The sequence below is a fragment of the Pseudomonas sp. GM25 genome (genome assembly GCF_000282255.1).
In the GTDB taxonomy this organism is placed as follows: Bacteria; Pseudomonadota; Gammaproteobacteria; order Pseudomonadales; family Pseudomonadaceae; genus Aquipseudomonas; species Aquipseudomonas aphyarum.
Map to the genome: position 1 here is coordinate 1 of NZ_AKJQ01000078.1, position 23,054 is coordinate 23,054.

General features: G+C 61.5%; 20 protein-coding genes, 1 pseudogene and 1 riboswitch. Of the genes and pseudogenes, 10 read left to right on the top strand and 11 right to left on the bottom strand.

The annotated features are described in order from the left end of the window. The 3 genes and pseudogenes from PMI24_RS26755 to PMI24_RS26765 form a co-directional block, all read left to right on the top strand. Positions 1 to 377 (top strand): annotated as a pseudogene (locus tag PMI24_RS26755) (amine oxidase); the annotation flags it as partial. Positions 378 to 593: 216 nt separating this feature from the next. After that, positions 594 to 1,145 (top strand): cytochrome b, encoded by a 552-nt coding sequence (locus PMI24_RS26760; RefSeq protein ID WP_007959675.1) that lies wholly within the window; start codon positions 594 to 596, stop codon positions 1,143 to 1,145. A 32-nt stretch (positions 1,146 to 1,177) separates the two neighbouring features. Next, complete coding sequence (locus PMI24_RS26765; RefSeq protein WP_045121911.1) at positions 1,178 to 1,756, top strand: YceI family protein; 579 nt, start codon at positions 1,178 to 1,180, stop codon at positions 1,754 to 1,756. Positions 1,757 to 1,896: 140 nt separating this feature from the next. On the opposite strand, the gene PMI24_RS26770 is transcribed toward PMI24_RS26765, so the two are convergent. The 4 genes from PMI24_RS26770 to ahcY all read right to left on the bottom strand — a co-directional run bounded on the left by PMI24_RS26770 (position 1,897) and on the right by ahcY (position 7,401). Further along, the gene (locus tag PMI24_RS26770) at positions 1,897 to 3,774 is read right to left on the bottom strand and encodes a DEAD/DEAH box helicase (protein WP_007959679.1); all 1,878 of its coding nucleotides are present in this window, start codon (positions 3,772 to 3,774) and stop codon (positions 1,897 to 1,899) included. A 222-nt stretch (positions 3,775 to 3,996) separates the two neighbouring features. Further along, the gene (locus tag PMI24_RS26775) at positions 3,997 to 4,809 is read right to left on the bottom strand and encodes a substrate-binding periplasmic protein (RefSeq protein ID WP_007959681.1); all 813 of its coding nucleotides are present in this window, start codon (positions 4,807 to 4,809) and stop codon (positions 3,997 to 3,999) included. Positions 4,810 to 4,956: 147 nt separating this feature from the next. Continuing rightward, complete coding sequence (gene metF, locus PMI24_RS26780; RefSeq protein WP_007959683.1) at positions 4,957 to 5,802, bottom strand: methylenetetrahydrofolate reductase [NAD(P)H]; 846 nt, start codon at positions 5,800 to 5,802, stop codon at positions 4,957 to 4,959. Positions 5,803 to 5,991: 189 nt separating this feature from the next. Beyond that, positions 5,992 to 7,401, bottom strand: coding sequence for an adenosylhomocysteinase (gene ahcY, locus PMI24_RS26785; RefSeq protein WP_007959684.1), 1,410 nt, complete (start codon positions 7,399 to 7,401; stop codon positions 5,992 to 5,994). A 23-nt stretch (positions 7,402 to 7,424) separates the two neighbouring features. Beyond that, a riboswitch (S-adenosyl-L-homocysteine riboswitch) is annotated at positions 7,425 to 7,523 on the bottom strand. 197 nt (positions 7,524 to 7,720) lie between these two features. On the opposite strand from ahcY, the gene PMI24_RS26790 reads away from it, so the two are divergent. Further along, positions 7,721 to 8,128, top strand: coding sequence for an acyl-CoA thioesterase (locus tag PMI24_RS26790; protein ID WP_007959686.1), 408 nt, complete (start codon positions 7,721 to 7,723; stop codon positions 8,126 to 8,128). 73 nt (positions 8,129 to 8,201) lie between these two features. Then, complete coding sequence (locus PMI24_RS26795; RefSeq protein ID WP_007959688.1) at positions 8,202 to 9,107, top strand: formate/nitrite transporter family protein; 906 nt, start codon at positions 8,202 to 8,204, stop codon at positions 9,105 to 9,107. Here the strand turns inward: PMI24_RS26795 and PMI24_RS26800 are convergent, their stop codons facing one another. Together PMI24_RS26800 and PMI24_RS26805 are read right to left on the bottom strand one after the other, a co-directional pair. Beyond that, positions 9,108 to 10,373 carry a cation:proton antiporter gene (locus PMI24_RS26800; protein ID WP_007959690.1) on the bottom strand — a complete coding sequence of 422 codons (1,266 nt, stop codon included), beginning with the start codon at positions 10,371 to 10,373 and terminating at the stop codon, positions 9,108 to 9,110. Between the two features lie 105 nt (positions 10,374 to 10,478). After that, a complete protein-coding gene (locus PMI24_RS26805) occupies positions 10,479 to 11,648 on the bottom strand; it encodes an MFS transporter (RefSeq protein WP_007959692.1) in 1,170 nt (389 codons plus the stop codon). Positions 11,649 to 11,867: 219 nt separating this feature from the next. On the opposite strand from PMI24_RS26805, the gene PMI24_RS26810 reads away from it, so the two are divergent. Both PMI24_RS26810 and PMI24_RS26815 read left to right on the top strand, forming a co-directional pair. Continuing rightward, positions 11,868 to 12,701, top strand: a complete 834-nt coding sequence (locus PMI24_RS26810) for an EamA family transporter (protein WP_007959693.1) — start codon at positions 11,868 to 11,870, stop codon at positions 12,699 to 12,701. A 39-nt stretch (positions 12,702 to 12,740) separates the two neighbouring features. After that, complete coding sequence (locus PMI24_RS26815) at positions 12,741 to 13,124, top strand: MAPEG family protein (RefSeq protein WP_007959694.1); 384 nt, start codon at positions 12,741 to 12,743, stop codon at positions 13,122 to 13,124. A gap of 49 nt (positions 13,125 to 13,173) precedes the next feature. Here the strand turns inward: PMI24_RS26815 and mltA are convergent, their stop codons facing one another. Continuing rightward, positions 13,174 to 14,346, bottom strand: a complete 1,173-nt coding sequence (gene mltA / locus PMI24_RS26820; RefSeq protein ID WP_007959695.1) for a murein transglycosylase A — start codon at positions 14,344 to 14,346, stop codon at positions 13,174 to 13,176. A gap of 128 nt (positions 14,347 to 14,474) precedes the next feature. Here mltA and PMI24_RS26825 point away from each other — a divergent pair, with 128 nt between their 5' ends. Then, on the top strand, positions 14,475 to 14,924 hold the full coding sequence (locus PMI24_RS26825; protein ID WP_007959696.1) for a c-type cytochrome: 450 nt from the start codon (positions 14,475 to 14,477) through the stop codon (positions 14,922 to 14,924). Between the two features lie 42 nt (positions 14,925 to 14,966). Here PMI24_RS26825 and PMI24_RS26830 read toward each other — a convergent pair whose 3' ends face one another. The 4 genes from PMI24_RS26830 to PMI24_RS26845 all read right to left on the bottom strand — a co-directional run bounded on the left by PMI24_RS26830 (position 14,967) and on the right by PMI24_RS26845 (position 19,542). Next, positions 14,967 to 15,362: a DUF1090 domain-containing protein gene (locus PMI24_RS26830; protein ID WP_007959697.1), complete on the bottom strand. Its 396-nt coding sequence runs from the start codon at positions 15,360 to 15,362 to the stop codon at positions 14,967 to 14,969. 98 nt (positions 15,363 to 15,460) lie between these two features. Beyond that, entirely contained in the window at positions 15,461 to 17,134 is a 1,674-nt protein-coding gene (gene ligB / locus PMI24_RS26835; RefSeq protein WP_007959698.1) for an NAD-dependent DNA ligase LigB, read from the bottom strand. Positions 17,135 to 17,337: 203 nt separating this feature from the next. Further along, a complete protein-coding gene (gene metK / locus PMI24_RS26840) occupies positions 17,338 to 18,528 on the bottom strand; it encodes a methionine adenosyltransferase (protein ID WP_007959699.1) in 1,191 nt (396 codons plus the stop codon). A gap of 18 nt (positions 18,529 to 18,546) precedes the next feature. After that, positions 18,547 to 19,542: an ArsR/SmtB family transcription factor gene (locus tag PMI24_RS26845; RefSeq protein ID WP_007959700.1), complete on the bottom strand. Its 996-nt coding sequence runs from the start codon at positions 19,540 to 19,542 to the stop codon at positions 18,547 to 18,549. 271 nt (positions 19,543 to 19,813) lie between these two features. Between PMI24_RS26845 and tkt the strand changes: the two genes are divergently transcribed. Next, positions 19,814 to 21,811 (top strand): transketolase, encoded by a 1,998-nt coding sequence (tkt, locus tag PMI24_RS26850; protein WP_007959701.1) that lies wholly within the window; start codon positions 19,814 to 19,816, stop codon positions 21,809 to 21,811. Between the two features lie 181 nt (positions 21,812 to 21,992). Then, on the top strand, positions 21,993 to 23,045 hold the full coding sequence (epd, locus tag PMI24_RS26855; protein ID WP_007959703.1) for an erythrose-4-phosphate dehydrogenase: 1,053 nt from the start codon (positions 21,993 to 21,995) through the stop codon (positions 23,043 to 23,045). The last annotated feature ends 9 nt before the right edge of the window (positions 23,046 to 23,054 follow it).

The following is a 23,054-nucleotide window of genomic DNA, read 5'->3' on the forward strand; positions in this document are numbered from 1 at the left end:
CCCCCGCCGCAGCGGCAGGCGCAGCGGGTGCAGCCGTGGCGGCGAAGAAAGGCAACTTCTTCACCAACCTGTTCGGCGGTTCGGACGACGACAAGAAACCAGAGCCAGTGAAAGCGCCAGAGCCGGCACCTGCTCCAGCCGCCCCAGCGCCTGCACCGACCCCGGCCCCTGCGCCAGCCCCGGTGGAAGCACCGAAGCCAGCAGCTCCGGTAAAAGCCGAGCCGGCGAAGAAAGCGGCAGCCAAGCCAGCGGCGAAGAAACCGGCGGCCAAGACCGAAGCGAAAAAAGCTCCGGCCAAGCCAGCGGCGAAAAAAGCTGAACCGGCGAAGAAGCCAGCGGCCAAACCGGCAGCAACCACCGAGACCAAAGCGCAGTAAGGCCTTGCGGTGAATGAAAAAGCGCGGCTTTCAGGCCGCGCTTTTTTTTTGCGTGTGATTCACAACATCCCGCCACACTTTTGTCTTTAATCTTTCCTTAACTCCCCTGTTCAAGACTCTTGATCGTATTTCTCGATATTTCAAAGCGAAATTTTCCGCTTTAATTCGATAGATAACTCGCTAGTCTTGGTTCGCAGTTCTCACAGGATTTGGGCAATGCAGCTACGTAACTCTTCTTCGCGCTACGGTTGGGTCAGCATCTTCATGCACTGGGGCGTGGCGCTGGTGGTCTTCGGGCTGTTCGCGCTGGGTCTGTGGATGGTGGGGCTGGATTACTACAGCACCTGGCGCAAAGACGCGCCGGATCTGCACAAGAGCATCGGTCTGGTGCTGCTGGGTGTGATGGTGTTGCGGGTGTTGTGGCGCTTTGTCAGCCCACCACCGCCAACGCTGCAAAGCTACAGCCGCATGACCCGCATCGGCGCCAAGTTCGGCCATGGGTTCCTCTACCTTGCGCTGTTCGCCGTGATGATTGCCGGTTACCTGATTTCCACCGCAGACGGTGTCGGGATCCCGGTGTTTGGCCTGTTTGAAGTTCCTGCACTGGTTTCCGGACTACCGGATCAGGCAGATACCGCCGGTGTGATTCATCTCTGGCTGGCATGGGCGCTGGTAATTTTTTCCGGCCTTCATGCGTTGGCAGCATTGAAGCACCACTTTATCGATCGTGATGCGACCCTGACACGAATGCTGGGACGCAAAGCCTGATGTTCAACCTCGACTCCAAAGGAAAACAAAGCATGTTGAAAAAGACTCTGGCCGCTCTGGCAATCGGCTCTGCCGTCCTGTCCGCCAACGTGATGGCCGCTGACTACGTGGTTGATAAAGAAGGCCAGCACGCCTTCGTCGACTTCAAGATCAGCCACCTGGGTTACAGCTTCATCACCGGTACCTTCAAGGACATCGATGGCAAGTTCAGCTTCGACGCTGCCAAGCCTGAAGACAGCAAGATCGAGTTCAACGTGAACACCGCCAGCGTGTTCACCAACCACGCCGAGCGCGACAAGCACATCGCCAGCGCTGACTTCCTCAACGCCAGCAAGTTCGCCAAGGCGACCTTCGTCTCCACCAGCGTCAAGTCCACCGGTGCCAACACCGCTGACGTGACCGGCGACCTGACCATCCTGGGCGTCACCAAGCCAGTGGTTGTGAAGGCGACCTTCCTGGGCGAAGGCAAGGATCCATGGGGCGGCTACCGTGCCGGCTTCGAAGGCACCACCACCATCAAGCGTTCCGATTTCGGCAAGCAGAAAGACCTGGGTCCGAAGTCCGACGCGGTCGAGCTGTACGTTTCGTTTGAAGGTGTGAAAGCGAAGTAATTTTCGCCGGCCCCACAAAAACGCCCCCGTTCTTGCGACCGGGGGCGTTTTTTATTGCCTGCCGTAACGCTCGTCTCGGCGGCGCGCAAAAAAAATGCCCCGGTTTTCAGGCCGGGGCATTTTTCATTGCAGTGGAAAACTCAGCGATTGCGGGTCAGCAAGGCCGGTTTTTCACCGCGTGGGCGGCTTGGCAGTTGATCCAGCTGCTCAGGCGTCGGGAAGCGGTCGGCTTTCGATTCCTTGTGCATGATCTTCGGCCCGCTGCTGCGCGGGTTCTGCACGGCCGGTTCAGCGCGTTGCTGATCGTCACGGGCCGGGCGGCGGTTGCGCGAGTTCTCATCGCGACGACCCTGGCCGTCACGCGGGGCACCGTTGCGTGGGCCGCTGCGCTTGCCTGGCGGAGTGCCGGTGCTCGAACCGTTGCTGTTACGTGGGCCGTTCTGGCGACCTTGCGGCTGACCGCCGCGGGGTGCGCCCGAACCTGCGCCTTGCGCCGGAGCGCCCGGGCGACGGTTGCGACCACCGGCCGGAGCCTGCTTCGGCACGTAATCAACGCGGTTACCGAAGTTATCGATATCGTCGTCGAGGAATTCGTCCGGAGCACGGTCAGCAGCGGCGCGTGGCGGCTGGCTTGGCTGGCGCTGTTCGCGAGCCGGGGTGCCTTCACGCGGTTTTTGTTGACGGGCTGGACGCTCGCCACGCTCACCGCGTTCGCCGGCCGGTTTTTCCTTGCCCTTGTCTTTGCCTTTGTCTTTACGACCGCCGCCACCGCCGCCGCCATTCGGACCGTCACCGCGTGGGCCACGGGCATTGCGCGGGTTGCGCATGTCCGGACGTTCGCGGGCTTCCGGCTTCTCGGCCTCGATGGTGCTGGCATCGAAGCCCATCAGGTCGCCGTCGGCGATTTTCTGCTTGGTCATGCGCTCGATGCTTTTCAGCAGTTTTTCTTCGTCAGGTGCGACCAGCGAGATCGCCTCGCCCGAACGACCGGCACGGCCGGTACGGCCGATACGGTGAACGTAGTCTTCATCGACGTTCGGCAGTTCGAAGTTGACCACGTGTGGCAACTGGTCGATGTCCAGACCGCGCGCCGCGATGTCGGTCGCTACCAGGATGCGTACCTGGTTGGCCTTGAAGTCGGCCAGGGCTTTGGTGCGGGCGTTCTGGCTCTTGTTGCCGTGGATCGCCACAGCCGGCAGGCCGTGTTTGTCCAGGTACTCGGCCAGACGGTTGGCGCCGTGCTTGGTGCGGGTGAACACCAGCACCTGTTCCCACGCGCCGGCGGTGATCAGGTGGGCCAGCAGCGCACGCTTGTGGCTGGCTGGCAGGCGGAATACGCGTTGCTCGATGCGCTCGACCGTGGTGTTCGGCGGCGTCACTTCGATGCGTTCCGGGTTGTGCAGCAGCTTGCCGGCAAGGTCGGTGATGTCTTTGGAGAAGGTCGCCGAGAACAGCAGGTTCTGACGCTTGGCCGGCAGACGCGCGAGGACTTTCTTCACGTCGTGGACGAAGCCCATGTCGAGCATGCGGTCGGCTTCGTCGAGCACGAGGATTTCAACGTGGGACAGATCGACGCTGCCCTGGCCGCACAGGTCGAGCAGGCGACCCGGGCACGCAACGAGGACGTCCACGCCACGGGACATGGCCTGAACCTGCGGGTTCATGCCGACGCCGCCGAAGATGCAGGCACTGACGAATTTCAGGTCGCGGGCGTAGATCTTGAAGCTGTCGTGAACCTGGGCCGCGAGTTCGCGGGTCGGGGTCAGGACCAGCACGCGCGGCTGGCGCGGGCCGTGACGCTGGGATTTGTCCGGGTGGCCGTTGGGGAACAGCCGCTCCAGGATCGGAAGGGCGAAACCGCCGGTTTTACCGGTACCTGTCTGTGCCGCAACCATCAGGTCGCGACCTTGCAACACGGCGGGAATGGCCCGCTGTTGCACCGGAGTAGGCTCGGTATAGCCCGCATCTTCGATAGCGCGGACCAAAGCCTCGGAGAGACCGAGGGAAGCAAAGGACATGAGTAATCCTGTTTCAGTTAGGGCTTGGCCCAATGGGAGTCTTGCCTGGCGCGAATGGCGTTTAAGAGGACGCAATCCCGTCCGGTCCTGCTGCGGTTCCGAAGGCACGTCCGGAGCGCTCGCGCGGGCTGAAAAGCTGCGCTGTAGCGGGTCGGGAGGCCTGTTACGGTTCCGGGCGTCCGGGCGTGAGCCTGGCGGGAACGCCGGAGTATAACAGAGCAATCACTGCGCGCCGCTTTCCTGCTGCTCAACGGTTTTGCCGCTGGCGGTGGCATTGCCCAGCGGCGCCGTCAGGGCAGGGGCCGCGCCGTAGCGGGCGCTGAGCTCGGCATAGGCCGGTTCGCGCTTGAAACGCTTCAGCTCGGCGCCGAAGCGCTGCACCAGCAAATCCATCCCGGCATTGCGCCGCACGGCCAGAAACTGGCTCTGGCGGCTGATGACCGTGGGGTTTTCCGTGATCTTGTCGCGAATGCCCAGTTCATCGAGCAAATGCTGACCCACGCGGCGATCGGTGATCAGCAGGTCGATGCGCCCGCGCACCAGTTTGCCGAAGTTGGCTTCGTGGGTCGGTGCCGGTTCCCGAGTGAACAGGGTCGATTCGCGAAAGTCCGGGCTGTACAGATAGCCCGGCGAGGTGCCGACGGTCAGGCCTTTGAGGTCTTCCAGGCTACTAAAAGGGTGTGGTCGCTCGTTGGCGTAGAACATCACGAACTCGACGTCCGACAATGGTTCGCTCGGGTAGAGCAGGGTGGCGTCGCGTTCGTCGCTGTGGAAGATGTCCAGCGCGCCGTCGGCCTGACCGGTTTCGAGCATCGACAGGCAGCGCTTCCACGGCAGGAACTGCCATTCGACTTCAATGCCCAGACGCTTGAACACGATGGCGGTGGTTTCGTAATCGAGACCGAGGTTCTTGCCGCCCTGTTCATAGACGTACGGCGCCCACGGTTCGGTGACGATACGCAGCTTCTCGCCCCGAGCCGCAAAGCTCAGGCAAGCAAAAACCAGCACGGCGAATAACTGCGTGATCAAAGGCATGGCTTGAGATTACGACGAGAAACGGCAAAGAGCCAGAAACTGGCCGCAGAAGCTCTGTTTCGGGCGTTAAAAGCAAAAGATCGCAGCGGCGAAAACGCTGTTGGCGCTGTCGCGGCTACGATCTTCTGGTCTTGCGGTGACGTCTTTTTAGCGCGGCAGCTTCAGGTTGTTCCAGATCGCCAGGCTCGGTTCGGCCTGGTTCATGGAATAGAAGTGCAGGCCAGGCGCGCCGCCTTGCAGCAGGCGTTCGCACATCTCGGTGACGACCTGTTCGCCAAAGCGCTGAATGCTTTGGCTGTCATCGCCGTAGGCTTCCAGCTGCTTGCGGATCCAGCGCGGGATTTCCGCACCGCAGGCATCGGAGAAGCGCGCGAGCTTGCTGTAGTTGGTGATCGGCATGATCCCCGGCACAACCGGAATGTCCACGCCCAGCGCCTGCAAACGGTCGACAAAGTAGAAGTAGCTGTCGGCGTTGAAGAAGTACTGGGTGATCGCGCTGTCGGCGCCGGCACGGGCCTTGCGCACGAAGTTGGCGAGATCGTCTTCGTAATTGCGCGCTTGCGGATGCATCTCCGGGTAAGCGGCAACTTCGATGTGGAAATGATTGCCGGTTTCTTCACGAATGAATTCAACCAGTTCATTGGCGTGACGCAGCTCGCCGCTGGTCATGCCCATGCCGGATGGCAGGTCACCGCGCAGGGCGACGATGCGCTTGATGCCGGCAGCCTTGTACTCGTTCAGCAGGCCGCGCAGGTCGTCCTTGCTGTCGCCGACGCACGACAGGTGCGGGGCGGCGGGGATTTTGACTTCGCTTTCCAGCTGCAGAACGGTGTTCAGCGTGCGGTCACGGGTCGAGCCGCCAGCGCCGTAGGTGCAGGAAAAGAAGTCAGGGTTGTAGGTGGCCAGCTGACGGGCAGTGGCGAGCAGTTTTTCATGCCCAGCATCGGTCTTGGTCGGGAAGAACTCGAAGCTGTAGCGACGGTCTTGGGACATGGAGGGGACCTCCAGCTACAAGCTGCAAGCTTCAAGTTGCAAGAGCAGCGGAGGTGCGCTGGTCTCTTGTGCCTGAAGCTTGCGGCCTGACACTGTTTTGACAAATAGGGGCAGAGCCTTCGGGCTTCGCGCGGCAAGCCCGGCTTGTGGCCTTGCTTGCCGCTTGAAGCTTGAAGCTCGCAGCTGCTCTTAGTAGCGGTAAGCGTGCGGCTTGAACGGGCCTTCGACGGTCACGCCGATGTAGTCAGCCTGTTGCTTGGTCAGTTGAGTGACCACGCCGCCGAAGCCGCGAACCATTTCCAGGGCCACTTCTTCGTCGAGTTTCTTCGGCAGTACTTCAACGGTCAGGCGCTCGGCTTTCTGGGCTGGCGACAGGTCGGCGTACTTCTGGCCGAACAGGAAGATCTGCGCCAGAACCTGGTTGGCGAACGAACCGTCCATGATGCGGCTTGGGTGACCGGTAGCGTTGCCCAGGTTCACCAGGCGGCCTTCGGCCAGCAGGATCAGGTAGTCGTCGTTCTGAGCGTCGAAAGCGCCCGGGCCGGTACGGTGGATCTTGTGTACCTGTGGCTTCACTTCTTCCCATGCCCAGTTCTTGCGCATGAAAGCGGTGTCGATTTCGTTGTCGAAGTGACCGATGTTGCAGACAACGGCGCGCTTCTTCAGGGCTTTGAGCATGTTTGCATCGCAAACGTTGACGTTACCGGTGGTGGTCACGATCAGGTCGATCTTGCCCAGCAGCGCTTTGTCGATGCTTGCTTCGGTGCCGTCGTTGATACCGTCGATGAACGGCGAAACCAGTTCGAAACCGTCCATGCAGGCTTGCATGGCGCAGATCGGGTCAACTTCGGAAACCTTGACGATCATGCCTTCCTGACGCAGGGACTGGGCCGAGCCCTTGCCCACGTCACCGTAACCGATGACCAGCGCTTGCTTGCCGGACAGCAGGTGGTCGGTACCACGCTTGATGGCGTCGTTCAGGCTGTGACGGCAGCCGTACTTGTTGTCGTTCTTGGACTTGGTCACCGAGTCGTTGACGTTGATGGCCGGGATTTTCAGCTCGCCCTTGGCCAGCATGTCCAGCAGACGGTGTACGCCGGTGGTGGTTTCTTCGGTCACGCCGTGAACGCGGTCCAGAACCTGTGGGTACTTGTCGTGCAGCAGCTGGGTCAGGTCGCCGCCGTCGTCGAGGATCATGTTGGCGTCCCATGGCTGGCCATCTTTCAGGATGGTCTGCTCCAGGCACCACTCGTACTCTTCTTCAGTCTCGCCTTTCCAGGCGAAAACCGGGATGCCGGCAGCAGCGATGGAAGCAGCGGCCTGATCCTGAGTCGAGAAGATGTTGCAGGACGACCAGCGTACTTCGGCACCCAGGGCAACCAGGGTTTCGATCAGCACGGCGGTCTGAATGGTCATGTGGATGCAGCCGAGGATTTTTGCGCCTTTCAGCGGCTGCTCGGAAGCGTACTTGCGACGCAGACCCATCAGGGCCGGCATTTCCGACTCGGCGATGATGGTTTCGCGACGGCCCCAGGCAGCCAGGGACATGTCGGCAACTTTGTAATCGTTAAAATCTGCAGGCGTGATAACAGCGCTCATGAAGAGCCTCCATTCGTAATGTATGCGAATGGGCGCCGTTGTGCGTTTAGTGTCCGGCCTGAGCCGGTCAACGCCCCATCCGAGCCTGACAGGTTGAACCTGCTGCAGCGCCCCTCGGACAGGTGGCGGGAAAACGGTAGCAAGTGAAGGTTACCGTTTTGAAACGGGGGCGATTATAGCCGTCTAGACTGATCTTCCAAAGGGTTTCTGTCGGCCAGATGAAGATCGCTAATCGCGACCATAGTAGAAGCCTCATGGAGCATGACCGCTCAGTCTGCCAAGATGGCGCCATCATTCGGCAAGACGCTCAGGAGTGAAGATGAATTTCCACACCCGCAAGTGGGTAAAACCCGAAGACCTCAACCCCAACGGCACCCTGTTCGGCGGCAGCCTGCTGCGCTGGATCGACGAAGAAGCGGCGATCTACGCCATCGTTCAACTGGGCAACCAGCGCGTGGTGACCAAGTACATTTCCGAAATCAACTTCGTCAGCGCATCGCGCCAGGGCGACATCATCGAGCTGGGCATCACCGCCACCGAGTTCGGCCGCACCTCGATCACCCTGACCTGCGAAGTGCGCAACAAGATCACCCGCAAGAGCATCCTGACCGTCGAGAAGATGGTCTTCGTCAACCTCGGCGAAGACGGCTTGCCGGCCCCGCACGGGCGGACCGAGATCAAGTACGTCAAAGACCAGTTCAAGGATGAAACTCCCGTTACCGAGTAATCGCACCACCCTGGCGAACGGAAGCCGAGCGGCGCGTGTCGTAGCCTTATGACCCCGCCACCGGTTTCCCGCCATGACCACGCCAACAGACGGCAAGACCCCCGACCTCTCGGCCAAGGAACAACACGAAGTCGAGAAAAACCAGCCGCCCCGGGCGGCGGTCCTGCATGAAATCATCCGCAAACAGGGCGACCTGGAACTGGAGCGCAGCATCGCCGCGCTGTGGTGGTCGGCGTTGGCGGCCGGGCTGACCATGGGCCTGTCGCTGATGGGCATGGGCCTGCTCAACTCGCGTCTGCCCGAGGGCGACGAATTCAAGGTGATCGCCAGCTTCGGTTACTGCGCGGGTTTTCTCGCGGTGATCCTCGCCCGCCAGCAACTGTTCACCGAAAACACCCTGACCGCCGTGCTGCCGGTGATGACCAAACCGACCCTGGCCAATTTCGGCCGGTTGATCCGGCTGTGGACGGTGGTGCTGTTCGGCAACCTGTGCGGGACGATTCTGGTGGCGTACGTGATGCTCGAACTGCCGATCTTCGACAGCAAGACCGACGAGGCCTTCCTCGAAATCGGTCGCAAGGTCATGGAAAACCACGCGAGTCAGATGTTCGCCAAGGGCATCGTTTCCGGCTGGATGATCGCCACCATGGTCTGGATGATTCCATCCATGGAGAGCGCGAAGATGTGGATCATCATCCTCATCACCTATTTCATGGCGCTGGGCGATTTCACGCATATCGTGGTGGGGTCGGCGGAAGTGTCGTATCTGGTGTTTGCCGGCGAGTTGCCGTGGAGTGATTTCTGGGCGGTGTTTGCCGGGCCGACCCTGGCGGGGAATATCATCGGCGGCAGTTTCATCTTCGCGCTGATCAGTCATGCGCAGATCCGCAGTGAGAGCGGCGCGCCAAAAGAAACGGACGGGCCGAAAGAGTCTGCGGATCAGGCCGAAAAGCCCGATCCGCAGCAGATCAAAAAATGATCAGTGGTGCGCGGACTCGGCAGCGGTCGCCGGCTCGTCGCGCGTTGCGTGCTTGACCAGTTTGCCGATGGTCAGGCCCTGCAACAGGATCGATGACAGCACCACGATGTAGGTGATGCTCAGCAGCAGATCGCGCTCCGGGCCCAATGGCAGAGCGAGTGCCAGCGCCACCGAAACACCGCCGCGCAAACCACCCCAGGTCAGGATCCGGATCGTGCCGCGCGGCACGGTGCGCCAGCGCCGCAACAGGACGATGGCGGGGGCCACGGTGAGCAGGCGCGACAGCAGAATCGCCAACGCCAGCAGGCTTGCCGCCGCCACGTGCAACCAGTTGAACGGCAGCAGCAACAGCTCCATCCCGATCAGGGCGAACAGCAAGGCGTTGAGCATGTCGTCGAGCAATTCCCAAAAACCGTCGAGGTATTTGCGGGTCATGTCGTTCATCGCCAGGTTGCGACCGAGGTTACCGATGATCAGACCGGCGACCACCATCGCAATCGGCGCCGAGACGTGCAGCTCGGTGGCCATCGCCGAACCACCGATCACCAACGCCAAAGTCAGCATGACTTCGATCTGGTGCTGCTCGATGCTCTTGATCATCAGGTACACCAGATAACCGATCAGCCCGCCGAACAGCACACCACCAACGGCTTCGTGAACGAACAGCATGGCCGTGGCGCCGACGGTCGGGGTTTCGCCCAGTTGCGCGATGCCCAGCAGCACGGTGAACACCACCACGGCGGTGCCGTCGTTGAACAGCGATTCGCCGACGATGGTGGTTTTCAGCGGCTTCGAAGCATTGGCCGTACGCAGCACACCGAGTACCGCAATCGGGTCGGTCGGGGAAATCAGCGCGCCGAACAACAGGCAGTAAAGGAAGCTCACGTGCCAGCCGAACAGGGCAAAAATGTAGTAGGCGAGGCTGCCGATCACGGCGGTGGCGATCAGTACGCCGAAGGTCGCCAGCAGGCCGATCGGCCAGCGGTAGCTGCGCAGGTCGTTCAGGTTGACGTGCAAGGCGCCGGCGAACAGCAGGAACGACAGCATCCAGTTCATCAGCAGATCGCCGAAGTCGATCTGGCCGATCAGTTGCTGTACACGCTCTTCGAGGCCGGGGTAACCGAGCAGGCTCAGGCCTTGCAGCAACAGGGAAAACATCAGTGCGGTAACCATCACGCCGATGGTCGGGGGCAGGCCGATGAAGCGGAAATTCACGAAAGTGAGGAGGGTGGTGAGGCAGATGAAAGCGGCGACGAGTTCAAGCATCCGGGGTCCTTTGGATGGGGGGTGAAAGACAGCGCGCCCATTCATGGACGCAAGGGTTGGATGGGCTGACGCCGGGTGGGGACACAATTGTGTCCCCCGGGAAAATCAGCCGGACACATTGACCGCAGCGACACCCCGACGTTGCAGGTAGATGAAAAACAGCGCCGTCAGCACGGTCAGCACGCCCACCAGCGCGCCGGTCCACGGCAAGTCCGCCAGGTCCGCGCCGCTGGCTACCACCAATCCGCCGATCCACGCGCCGGCGGCATTGCCGAGGTTGAACGCGCTCTGGTTCAGGGTAGAACCGAGGTTCGGTGCTTCATGCGCCTGATCGATGATCAGCAGTTGCAGGATCGGGCACAGGGCGAAGGCAAAAATCCCCCACAGCACCAGCGTGATCGCCGCCGGAACCACCGAGCGGCTGGTCTGGCTGAACGCCGCCAGAATCACCACCACCGCCAGTGCGACACCCACCAGCGAAGGCAACAGGCGGCTGTCGGCCAGGCGCCCGCCGAGCATGCTGCCGCCGGTCAGGCCGACGCCGAACAACAGCAGCATCACCGTTACGCCGTGAGGGCTGACGCCGGTGATGTCCTGCAGAATCGGCGCAATGTAGGTGAACACGCTGAACAGACTGGTGGAGGCCAGTACGCTCATGCCCAGCGCCAGCAACACGTTGACCTTGCCCAGCACCTTGAACTCGCTGGCGAGGTTGGCCTTGTCCATCGGGATGTGTTTCGGCAACCACAGCCATTGGGCGAGGGCAGCGATCACACCGATCACCGAGACCGCCCAGAAGGTCGAACGCCAGCCGGCGTACTGGCCGAGCGCAGTGCCCAGCGGTACGCCGAGGACGTTGGCGAGGGTCAGGCCGGTGAACATCATCGCAATCGCCTGCGCCCGTTTGTTCGGCGCGACCAGTCCGGCGGCGACCACCGAACCGATGCCGAAGAACGCGCCGTGGCAAAGTGCGGTGACCACCCGCGCCGCCATCAGCGTCGCGTAGTTCGGCGCCAGTGCGCACAGCACGTTGCCGAGGATGAACATCAGCGTCATGCCCAGCAACGTGGCCTTGCGCGGCATGTTAGCGGTGCCGATCGCCAGGATCGGCGCACCGAACACCACGCCCAGGGCGTAGCCGGTGATCAACAGGCCGGCGTGGGGAATGCTCACTGCGAGGTCGCGGGCGACATCGGGCAGCAGACCCATGATGACGAATTCAGTGGTGCCGATGCCGAAAGCGGCAACAGCGAGTGCAAGCAAGGCGAGTGGCATGCGCAAGGTCTCTGTCGGTAGTCTTGACGCTTTGATCAGGCATACGCAGGCCGGCGACCGGTCTCGGACGAGAACGGGACAGGCAGGAATTATTGGAATTTATCTGTGCGCAACTGAGTGCGGCGTGGTCGCTTGCAGTATAAACAGCTGCTGACACATCGCGAATCAATAATCTGACTAATTGGCTCAGGCTCAACAACAAGAATCAAGGAGTGGCACGTGCTGGCGACAGCTCTGGTGTTGGTGGCGGCGCTGTTGCATGCAGCGTGGAATACGTTGATCAAATTCAGCGCCGAGCGGCTGCTGGTGGTGGCCTGCATGGACACCGTGGCGCTGTTGTTCGTCGCGATGGCGTTCCCTTTCATCAGCCTGCCACCGCCGGAAATCTGGCCTTGGATTCTGGCGTCGGCAGCGTTCGAACTGCTCTATCGTTATCTGCTGATCCAGGCCTATCGGGTCGGCGATCTGGGGCTGGTCTATCCGTTGATGCGCGGACTGTCGCCGCTGGTGGTGCTGGCGCTGACCCTGATCTTCGCCGGCGAAGTGCTGACCACCCAGCAGATCTTCGGGATCATGTTGATCCCGCTGGGCATGGCTTGCCTGCTCTGGCAGGGCGGCGGCGGGAAACACTTGCCGTGGTCGATGCTGCCGGTGGTGGCGCTGATCGGCTTGTGCATCGGTTGCTACACCTACATCGATGGCCAGGCCTTGCGGCGCTGGTCGCATCCGCTGGATTACCTGGTCTGGGTCACGCTGCTCAGTGCCTGGCCTTTCCCGATGCTGGCGTGGGTGGCCAAGCGTCCGGCGTTCATGCTGTTCTGGCGCGAGCAGTGGAAGCTGGGACTGGCGGTCGGGTTCTGCGTGTTGTTCAGCTACGCTCTGGTGCTGTGGGCGATGCAGTTGGGCTCGATTGCCGAAGCGGCGGCGTTGCGTGAAATCAGCGTGATTCTGGTGGTGCTGTTCGGCATGCGTTACCTGAAAGAACCTTTCGGCCGGCCGCGGCTCTTAGCCTGTGGGCTGGTGCTGGTCGGCATGCTGGTGATGAAGTTCTGACCGCCCGGCAACTCTATAACTCGAAAAAAGGACGGCGTTATGACGGTGGCTCTGTGGTGCGTTTTGATTGCGATCTTTTTGCCCTACCTGTGCACAGGCGTGGCCAAGGCTGTCGGTGGGTATCGGCTGAGCGACAATCACGATCCCCGGGATTTTCTCGAAAGCCTGAACGGCGTGGCGCGGCGTGCCCATGCGGCACAGCTGAACAGCTTTGAAGTGACGCCGGCGTTTGCGGCAGCGGTGATCGTTGCGCACCTGGTCGGCACGGCAGAGCTGGTGACGGTCAACGTGCTGGCGGTGCTGTTCATCACCAGTCGCCTGCTCTACATCATTTGCTATCTGGCGGACTGGGCGATTTTGCGGTCGCTGGTGTGGTTTGTCGGGATGGGGCTGATTGCCAGTTTCTTCTTCGTTTCGGTCTGAACCCTGAAAGATTGCAGGCTGACGAGGCCTGCGATCTTTTGCGTTGTGCTTACGGCTTGTCGGCCACCTGCGGCACTTGCGGCAGCGCTGCACCTTTTGGCCAGAGCATCCAGATCTGCCCTTGCTGCTTCATGTCGCCGGCCAGTTGCCCGGCGGCATCGCCGGTGCCCCAGAACAGATCCGCACGAACTTCGCCGGCAATCGCGCCGCCGGTGTCCTGTGCGGCCACCGGGCGTACCAGCGCCGTGCCGTCCGGGCGGGTGGTCGACAGCCACAACAGGCTGCCCAGCGGAATCACCTTGCGATCCACCGCCGCGCTGTAACCGGCGGTCAGCGGCACATTCAACGAGCCGCGCGGGCCTTCGTTGCTGTCCGGGTTGCGGGTGAAGAACACGTAGCTCGGATTGCTCGCCAGCAGTTCCGGAATGCGCGACGGGTTGGCCTTGGCCCAGTTGCTGATCGCGCCCATGGTCACTTCTTCTTTTTTCAGCTCGCCTTGTTCCACCAGCCAGCGGCCGATCGGCCGGTACGGGTGACCGTTCTGGTCGGCGTAGGCGATGCGCAGCTGGCGACCGTCATCGGTCTGGATCCGCCCCGAACCCTGAATCTGCAGGAATTGCAGGTTCATCGGGTCGGTCAGCCAGGCCACGACCGGCGCCTTGACGCCCTGGCTCTCGATGGTCGCCGCGTCGTCGTAAGGCTTGAGCACACGACCTTCGAGGCGTCCGCGCAGGCGCTTGCCTTTCAGTTCCGGGTAAATGCTGTCCAGCGACACAATGATCATGTCTTCGGGCACGCCGTACACCGGCACGTTGGCGGTGGCGGTTTGCGTCAGGCTGCCGGGATAGACCGGTTCGTAGTAGCCCGTGATCAGACCGTTGGGGTTGTCGTTCTCGGCGCGCAGGCCGAAGACGTCGAGGTTCTGCTTGAGGAACGTGCGAATCTCACCGGCGCTTTGCGGCACGTTGAGGGCTGCCGCACAGGTCGCGCCCCAGACCGGGTCAGCCTTGAGCCGGGTGCAGGCGCTGCGCCACGAACCGAAGCCGGCCACCAGATCGCTATCGGACACTGCCGGCAGGGCTTCCCAGGTGGCACTGGAATACGTGGCCAGGGCGTGGGTTTTCGGCTTGGCGCTGTCGCCACCGGTGCAGCCGGCGAGGATCGCCAGCAGCGGGAGGGTAGCGATAAGCGGATGACGCCAGGCCTTGAAACGGCTGTTCATGGAGAATTTCCTGTGCCGGTTGCAGAAGTGCTCCATGCGCTCAAGCAACCCTTATTGTTAATAGGGCTATTGGTGTTTGGCGGTGACGCGGGGATACTGGCCGCCGATTTCCGTGACCTGAAGCCACCATGACTCTTAAAAGAATTTCTGTTGTATTGCTGGCCTGTCTGACCTTGTCCGCCTGTGGCGGTGTCGACCCGAATTCCCCGCTGGGTCAGCGCAAGGCGATCTTCAAGCAGATGCTCAAGACCGGCGAAGACCTGGGCGGCATGCTGCGCGGACGCATTGCCTTCGACGGGCCGAAATTTGCGGAAGGTGCGGTCAAGCTCGATGCGTTGTCCCATGAGCCGTGGAAACATTTCCCGCAGGTGCGCGAAGAAGATCACACCAGCGCCAAGGACGATGTCTGGCAGAAACAGGCGCGCTTCCAGGAAATGGCCCGCACCCTTGAAGCGGCCACCGGTGAACTGGTGATCGCCAGCAAGGTTCAACCCTACAAGGCCAGTAACCTGGGGCCGGCCGTGCAGAAAGTCGAAGATGCCTGCAGTGCCTGCCATAAAGAGTTTCGCGACCACTGATGTTCAAGGGATCACGGCTTTTGGCTGTGATCCCCGGCTTTCTTACTTGTCGAGTTCGTCCAGCGCGTCCTGCAATTCCTTGCGTGATTCGGCGAGCTTGTTCTTGCGCTTGTCGATCTTCTCCGGATCGCCTTTCTTCATGGCCTTGTCCAGATCAGCCTGACGCTTGCTCACTTCATGCTTGGCGTCGAGCACCTTGTTTTCGCGTTCTTTCTTCAGGCCGGCGTCGGTGCAGTGTTCGGTGACTTCGCGCAGGGCGGTTTCGAGGCCGGCCTGCTGGTCGGCGTTGCCGCGGGACTTGGCCTGTTCGATCTGATTGATGATGCCCTGCTTCTTGGCGGCACAACCGGTCAGGCCCGGCGCGTCTTCGTCGGCCATCACGGGGGCGGCGAGGACTGCGCAGAAAGACAGCAGGGCGAGCGGTGCGAGAAATTTCATAAAAGCTCCATGTGCAAAGGCAATCGGGTCGGTGAAGCACTGCGCTGTTGGAGCGCTCCGGCAGACATTGGGTTCCCGGCGGGCCGGGGATTGCGTGTTCAGAAGCCGTCGACGCCGGCGGCTTGCAGGGTTTCACTCAGGGCCAGTACCTGCGGGTCGCGAAAAAAGGCGCTCAATTGCGCCGCGCGGCCCGGGCCGATTCCGGCTTCTGCCTGCCATTGTTCGGTATTGCGTTGTGCCAGCGCCTGCCATGAATCGGCGAGTGTTGCCTGACCGGTCGGCGGCAGCCCCAGGGCTTTGAGCCACTGCAGGAACGGCCGTTGGCGGGCGCTGTGAAAACTGTGCAGCAGGCGAGCACTGCTGCGCTCGCCGAGACCGGCAATGTTAGCAAGCTCCGGCCCGTCGAGGGTCAACCAATCCAGCAGGCTGTTCAGGCGGCCTGTTTCCAGAAGTTTCTCCCAGGTGCCGCGACCGACATGCGGTAGGGCGAGACCTTGCTTGCTGCTCAGCCAGGTGAGGCGTGCGAGAAACTGGCTTTCGCAGCCCGGCGTCGGTTGCCAGCAGCTCAGGGCGTGAAAGTCGCTGGCGAGCGGAGCGTTCAGATCCACGCGTTCAGTGCTGCGCAATACCACGCTGTCGAGACGCGGGATCGTCAGCCCGGCCAGGCTGATTGCGACCTGATCGCCGGGGCGAATGTCCAGTTCCTGCCAACGCCTGAGCGAACTGACGCTGACCCGTTTGATCTGCCGGTCATCGAGCATCACTGGCGACAGTTCGAGCACCGGCGTAATGCGCCCGGTGCGACCGATCTTGAAGTTCACCTTGCGCACATCGGCCAGCGCCTGGGCGAAAGGGTACTTCCAGGCGACAGCCCAGTAGGGCGGACGGGCCTGCCAGCGCTCCGCCGGTGGCCGCAGGCTCTGACGCAGGACCACGCCGTCCGTGGCGAATGGCAGTGGCGAGCGATACCAGTGATCGCGCCAGTGTTGCGCTTCGTTCAGGCTGGCGACGGCCTGGGTGTAGGGCTCGGTGGTGGGAAAACCGAACTGCGTCAGCGCCACGATTCGCTCCGGCAAGTCCTTCGGCCCTTGCGGCCAGTCCCAGACAAACAGCCCGATGCCGGCAGCGTGTTCCGCGTCCAGATCCTTGCGCCCCAGCAGCCCGGCCACGGTGGCGCGGGCGTTGGCGCTGCCGGCAAGTGCTTGTTTATGTCCGCTCAAGCGCCAATAGAGTTCGCCTTGCACCAGCAGATCCTGCGATTGCTTCAGCTGCTGCGGAATGGCTCCGATCTTTTTTGCTGAAGTCGTCCAGTCCTGCCCGCGAACTCCATCCCCGCGACTGATCGCCTGATGCAGTCGACCGTCGCGATAGATCAGGGTCACGGCCACGCCATCGACCTTGGGTTGTACCCAGACGTTTTGGCGGTCGCGCAGCCAGGTGGCGATGTCCGCCGCATCGTGAAGTTTGTCCAGACCGGTGTGCGCGACCGGGTGCGCAACCGGGCCTGATGCGGTGCGCACCGGCTCGGGTGGTGAGGGAAGTTTGAAGCACCGGCGCCATTGGTTCAGGCGCAAGCGTGACTGATCGTAGAGCTCATCGGCGATCACCGAGCGGCCTTCGCGATGATAGGCGTCGTCCCAGCGGTCGATCTGTTGTTGCAGGGCGGCGACTTCGCTTGATGCCCGGGCGGCGGCCCAGTCGGGGCAGTCGGCGAAGGCGTTGAGGTGGAAAACCGGCAGGAAAAACAGAAACAGGCGTAGTGTGGCAAGCATTGTGAGCGTCCTTGCTCAGGGAGATGCTTGAAGGCTAGGCGAGGATTTGTTGTTGAGAGAGTTCGGTGTTTTGCGAGCTGTTTCCAGTCCGAATGTGATGTCGCTGATTCGGGCCTCTTCGCGAGCAAGCTCGCTCCCACGGAGTACGAATGAAAAAGCCCCGCACGGCGGACCGTGCGGGGCTTCTTGTACCGCCAGGAAAATTACAGGCCGGCAGCGGAACGCAGAGCGTCGGCGCGGTCGGTTTTTTCCCAGGTGAACGTGGTGAAGGTGTCTTCGCCAACGGTCTTGGTCTGCGGAGCACGACCGAAGTGGCCGTAGGCTGCGGTTTCCTGGTACATCGGGTGCAGCAGGTCGAGCATGGTGGTGATCGCGTATGGACGCAGGTCGAACACTTCGCGGACCAGTTTGATGATCTTGTCATCGCTGATCTTGCCGGTGCCGAAGGTGTTCAGCGAGATCGAGGTAGGCTGGGCCACACCGATCGCGTAGGAAACCTGGATCTCGCAACGCTCAGCCAGGCCGGCAGCCACGATGTTCTTGGCAACATAACGGCCAGCGTAGGCAGCCGAACGGTCAACCTTGGATGGATCTTTACCGGAGAACGCGCCGCCGCCGTGACGGGCCATGCCGCCGTAGCTGTCGACGATGATCTTGCGACCGGTCAGACCGCAGTCACCTACCGGGCCGCCAATGATGAACTGGCCGGTCGGGTTGATGTGGAACTGGGTGTCCTTGCTCAGCAGTTCGGCAGGCAGCACGTGCTTGACGATCAGCTCCATCACGCCTTCGCGCAGGTCGTTGTACGACACTTCAGGGTTGTGCTGGGTCGACAGAACCACGGCGTCGATACCGACAACCTTGCCGCCTTCGTAACGGCAGGTCACTTGCGACTTGGCGTCCGGACGCAGCCAAGGCAGCAGGCCCGATTTACGGGCTTCGGCCTGACGCTGCACCAGCTGGTGCGAGAAGGTGATCGGTGCTGGCATCAGCACGTCGGTTTCGTTGCTGGCGTAGCCGAACATCAGGCCCTGGTCGCCGGCGCCCTGATCTTCAGGCTTGGCACGGTCAACACCCTGGTTGATGTCAGGGGACTGCTTGCCGATGATGTTCATCACGCCGCAGGTCGCGCCGTCGAAGCCGACGTCGGAGCTGGTGTAGCCGATGTCGCAAATCACGTCACGAACGATCTGCTCCAGGTCGACCCAGGCGCTGGTGGTCACTTCACCGGCAACGATGGCCACGCCAGTCTTGACCAGGGTTTCCACGGCAACGCGTGCGTGCTTGTCCTGGGCGATGATGGCGTCCAGCACTGCATCGGAAATCTGGTCGGCGATTTTGTCCGGATGTCCTTCAGACACGGACTCGGAGGTGAAGAGGGAGTATTCGCTCATCTCGATGTTTTCCTGAATTTACCGATGGTGAGTGTCGCCAGCCGGTCGCTGAAAATGGCGGACCTGGATCTGGAAACCATTACGTAAGCCTACATAGAGGCTTTCCCCGGGAACGAGTCCCGCAGCGGTGGCCCAACGGGCCAGATCGTCCTGTTCAAACCCCAACCACAGATCACCGCAGGCCTCCCTGGCCCAACTCTGGTTGTGGCTACATAACTCTGTCACGAGCAGGCTACCGCCCGGTTGCAGCAGGCTGGCCATGTGCTTGAGCGCTTCGGCCGGCGCGGCGAAATGGTGCAACACCATGTTCAACACCACGCAATCGGCCTGAAGACTTACGCCATTCAATGCATCGGCCAATTGCAGGCTGACGTTAGCCAGCTGTTCACGTTCACATACCTGACGGGCCAGTTCGAGCATCGCCGCGCTGTTGTCCAGTGCGGTTACGGTGCCGAAGCGACGCGCCAGTTCCGGCAGGAATGCACCATCGCCGGGGCCGACTTCAATGGCCGTGGCAGCGCCATTGAAATTCAGTTTGTCGAGCAGGGCCAGCACGCTTTCACGGTACTGCGGCAGGCCGGCAATCAAATCCTGCTGGGCGCGGAATTTCTCCGCGACCCGGGCGAAAAAGTCCTGGCTGTTGGCCGCACGTTGCCCGTGAACCTGTGCAATCCGGGTTTCCACGTCAGCCGGCAGCGCCAGATTGTCGACTTCTTCTAACAACGCCGCGTGCAACTTGCCGCCCAGCAACTCGGTGTGGGGCAGGGCGCGGCGATAGAACACCGCATTGCCTTCGCGGCGAGTCGCCACCAGATCCGCCTGCGCCAGCACTTTAAGGTGATGGCTCATGCCGGACTGGCCGATATCGAAAATCTGCGCCAGTTCCAGTACGCCGAACGAGTCGTTGGCCAGGGCGCGCAATACATTCAGCCGCAGCGGATCGCCGCCGGCCTTGCACAGGGCCGCCAGCTCGTCGCAATCGTCATGGCGAATGGAAGGCACGCGTAAGTTCATAGGGCTGGCAGTCTAGTGACGGCCGGAAAGCATCGCAAGGTCTATATCAAAATGTTTTGATATTGCTCGATGGATGGCGCATTCGATTGCACTTCTCACCGCCCGGTTAACTCTACAAACGAACAGCGGAAAGGTTTCACCAACCGAAACCGATGTTATCCATGGGAAAAACGCCTTCGGATGACTATCTGTCATTGCCCCGAGGCGCTCGGGTGAGGGAAAATGCCCTCCTTTTTTCCGTTTCAATCTATTCACACCCAGGAGATCAGCGATGCCTAGCCGTCGTGAGCGTGCCAACGCCATTCGTGCCCTCAGCATGGATGCCGTGCAAAAAGCCAACAGCGGCCATCCCGGTGCCCCTATGGGTATGGCAGATATCGCCGAAGTGCTTTGGCGCGACTACCTCAAGCACAACCCGAGCAATCCATCGTTCGCCGACCGTGACCGCTTCGTGCTGTCCAACGGCCACGGCTCGATGTTGATCTATTCGCTGCTGCACCTGACCGGCTACGACCTGTCGATCGACGACCTGAAGCAATTCCGTCAACTGCACAGCCGCACCCCGGGCCACCCGGAATTCGGTTACACCCCGGGCGTTGAAACCACCACCGGCCCGCTGGGTCAGGGTCTGGCCAACGCTGTGGGCTTCGCCCTGGCTGAAAAGGTACTGGGCGCGCAGTTCAACCGTCCTGGCCACAACATCGTCGACCACCACACCTACGTGTTCCTGGGTGATGGCTGCATGATGGAAGGCATTTCCCACGAAGTCGCTTCCCTGGCCGGCACTCTGGGTCTGGGCAAGCTGATTGCCTTCTACGATGACAACGGCATCTCCATCGACGGCGAAGTCGAAGGCTGGTTCACCGATGACACGCCGAAGCGTTTCGAATCGTACAACTGGCAAGTGATCCGCAACGTCGACGGTCACGATCCGGAAGAGATCAAGACCGCCATCGAGACCGCTCGCAAGAGCCCGCTGCCGACCCTGATCTGCTGCAAGACCACCATCGGTTTCGGTTCGCCGAACAAGCAAGGCAAGGAAGATTGCCACGGCGCCCCGCTGGGTGACGCGGAAATCGCCCTGACCCGTCAGGCGCTGAACTGGAACCACGGCCCGTTCGAAATCCCGGCCGACATCTATGCCGAGTGGGATGCCAAGGAAAAAGGCCGCGCCGCCGAAGCCGAGTGGGATCAGCGTTTCGCTGCTTACTCCGCCGCGTTCCCGACCGAAGCCAACGAACTGATCCGTCGCCTGAGCGGCGAGCTGCCGGCCGACTTCTCCGAGAAGGCTGACGCTTACATCGCCGACGTTGCGGCCAAAGGCGAAACCATCGCCAGCCGTAAAGCCAGCCAGAACGCCCTGAACGCGTTCGGCCCGCTACTGCCGGAAGTGCTGGGCGGTTCGGCTGACCTGGCCGGTTCCAACCTGACCCTGTGGAAAGGCTGCAAAGGCGTCAGCGCCGAAGACGCCAGCGGCAACTACATGTACTACGGCGTGCGTGAATTCGGCATGACCGCGATCATGAACGGCGTTGCCCTGCACGGCGGTCTGGTGCCTTACGGCGCGACCTTCCTGATGTTCATGGAATACGCCCGCAACGCCGTGCGCATGTCCGCTCTGATGAAGCAGCGCGTGATCCACGTCTACACCCACGACTCCATCGGTCTGGGCGAAGACGGCCCGACGCACCAGCCGATCGAGCAACTGACCAGCCTGCGCAGCACGCCGAACCTCGACACCTGGCGTCCAGCCGATGCCGTTGAATCGGCCGTGGCCTGGAAAAACGCCCTGGAGCGCAAGGACGGCCCGTCGGCGCTGATCTTCTCGCGTCAGAACCTGCAGCACCAAACCCGTGATGCCGACCAGATCGCCGACATCCGCCGTGGTGGTTACGTGCTGAAAGACTGCGCAGGCGAGCCTGAGCTGATCCTGATCGCTACCGGTTCGGAAGTCGGTCTGGCCGTTCAGGCCTACGACAAACTGACCGAGCAGGGCCGCAAGGTGCGCGTGGTTTCCATGCCATGCACCAGCGCGTTCGACGCTCAGGACGCCAGCTACAAGCAATCGGTCCTGCCGTTGCAGGTTGGCGCGCGTATCGCGATCGAAGCGGCCCACGCCGACTTCTGGTTCAAGTACGTGGGTCTGGAAGGTCGCGTGATCGGCATGACCACCTACGGCGAATCGGCTCCGGCTTCGGCACTGTTCGAAGAGTTCGGCTTCACCCTGGAAAACATCCTGGGTCAGGCTGAAGAGCTGCTGGAAGACTGATCCAGAAGTTGTGTTGATTGAGCTGCCGCCAATCGCGAGCAGGCTCGCTCCCACAGGGAATTTGTTGTGTGACACAAACAGTGTTCACAGCAAAGACCCAATGTGGGAGCGAGCCTGCTCGCGATAGCGGTGGTTCGAACAACAATGCAATAACGGATACACCACGGTAATCGAGAACCCCATGCCTCAACCGCGTCCCTACAAAGTTGCACTCAACGGCTACGGCCGGATTGGTCGTTGCGTCTTGCGTGCGTTGTTCGAGCGAGGCTCGGCGGCAGGGTTTGAAATTGTCGCGATCAACGATCTGGCCGACATGGCCAGCATCGAATACCTGACACGCTTCGACTCCACCCACGGCCGGTTCCCCGGCGAAGTGAAGGTCGACGGCGATTGTCTGCATATTAATGGCGACTGTGTGAAGGTCCTGCGCAGTGCCACCCCCGAAGGCATCGATTGGGCGTCGCTGGGCGTCGATCTGGTGCTCGAATGCTCCGGCGCCTACCACACCCGCGCAGACGGCCAGCGTTTCCTCGACGCCGGCGCGCCGCGTGTGCTGTTTTCGCAGCCGATGGCCAGCGAGGCGGATGTCGACGCCACCATCGTCTACGGCGTCAATCAGGATTGCCTGACCGGCGACGAACTGCTGGTGTCCAACGCCTCCTGCACTACCAACTGCGGCGTGCCGCTGTTGCGTCTGCTGGATCAGGCGGTCGGCCTGGATTACGTGTCGATCACCACGATTCACTCGGCGATGAACGATCAGCCGGTGATCGACGCCTATCACCACGAAGACCTGCGCCGCACCCGTTCGGCGTTCCAGTCGGTGATCCCGGTGTCCACCGGTCTGGCGCGTGGTATCGAGCGCCTGCTGCCGGAACTTGCCGGGCGAATTCAGGCCAAAGCCGTACGCGTGCCGACGGTCAACGTGTCCTGCCTCGACATCACGATGCAGACCGCGAGCGACACCGACGCCGGCGAGGTCAACCGGATTCTGCGCGACGCCGCCACCAGCGGCCCGCTCAAAGGTCTGTTGGCCTACACCGAATTGCCTCACGCAAGTTGTGATTTCAACCATGACCCACATTCGGCCATCGTCGATGCCAGTCAGACCCGCGTTTCCGGCCCACGGCTGGTGAACATCCTGGCCTGGTTCGACAACGAATGGGGTTTTGCCAACCGAATGCTGGATGTTGCAGAACACTATCTGCAAACAGCGACTTCAAAAAAACCGTAGGAAGTGCGA

Bases quoted from the DNA above. Each gene is read 5' to 3' on its own strand.
- PMI24_RS26790 (WP_007959686.1), top strand. From the start codon at position 7,721: ATGAATTTCCACACCCGCAAGTGGGTAAAACCCGAAGACCTCAACCCC.
- mltA (WP_007959695.1), bottom strand. From the start codon at position 14,346: ATGAACAGCCGTTTCAAGGCCTGGCGTCATCCGCTTATCGCTACCCTC.
- PMI24_RS26825 (WP_007959696.1), top strand. From the start codon at position 14,475: ATGACTCTTAAAAGAATTTCTGTTGTATTGCTGGCCTGTCTGACCTTG.
- PMI24_RS26805 (WP_007959692.1), bottom strand. From the start codon at position 11,648: ATGCCACTCGCCTTGCTTGCACTCGCTGTTGCCGCTTTCGGCATCGGC.
- PMI24_RS26795 (WP_007959688.1), top strand. From the start codon at position 8,202: ATGACCACGCCAACAGACGGCAAGACCCCCGACCTCTCGGCCAAGGAA.
- tkt (WP_007959701.1), top strand. From the start codon at position 19,814: ATGCCTAGCCGTCGTGAGCGTGCCAACGCCATTCGTGCCCTCAGCATG.
- PMI24_RS26770 (WP_007959679.1), bottom strand. From the start codon at position 3,774: ATGTCCTTTGCTTCCCTCGGTCTCTCCGAGGCTTTGGTCCGCGCTATC.
- PMI24_RS26775 (WP_007959681.1), bottom strand. From the start codon at position 4,809: ATGCCTTTGATCACGCAGTTATTCGCCGTGCTGGTTTTTGCTTGCCTG.
- ahcY (WP_007959684.1), bottom strand. From the start codon at position 7,401: ATGAGCGCTGTTATCACGCCTGCAGATTTTAACGATTACAAAGTTGCC.
- PMI24_RS26760 (WP_007959675.1), top strand. From the start codon at position 594: ATGCAGCTACGTAACTCTTCTTCGCGCTACGGTTGGGTCAGCATCTTC.
- ligB (WP_007959698.1), bottom strand. From the start codon at position 17,134: ATGCTTGCCACACTACGCCTGTTTCTGTTTTTCCTGCCGGTTTTCCAC.
- PMI24_RS26765 (WP_045121911.1), top strand. From the start codon at position 1,178: ATGTTGAAAAAGACTCTGGCCGCTCTGGCAATCGGCTCTGCCGTCCTG.
- PMI24_RS26800 (WP_007959690.1), bottom strand. From the start codon at position 10,373: ATGCTTGAACTCGTCGCCGCTTTCATCTGCCTCACCACCCTCCTCACT.
- epd (WP_007959703.1), top strand. From the start codon at position 21,993: ATGCCTCAACCGCGTCCCTACAAAGTTGCACTCAACGGCTACGGCCGG.
- PMI24_RS26815 (WP_007959694.1), top strand. From the start codon at position 12,741: ATGACGGTGGCTCTGTGGTGCGTTTTGATTGCGATCTTTTTGCCCTAC.
- PMI24_RS26830 (WP_007959697.1), bottom strand. From the start codon at position 15,362: ATGAAATTTCTCGCACCGCTCGCCCTGCTGTCTTTCTGCGCAGTCCTC.
- metF (WP_007959683.1), bottom strand. From the start codon at position 5,802: ATGTCCCAAGACCGTCGCTACAGCTTCGAGTTCTTCCCGACCAAGACC.
- metK (WP_007959699.1), bottom strand. From the start codon at position 18,528: ATGAGCGAATACTCCCTCTTCACCTCCGAGTCCGTGTCTGAAGGACAT.
- PMI24_RS26845 (WP_007959700.1), bottom strand. From the start codon at position 19,542: ATGAACTTACGCGTGCCTTCCATTCGCCATGACGATTGCGACGAGCTG.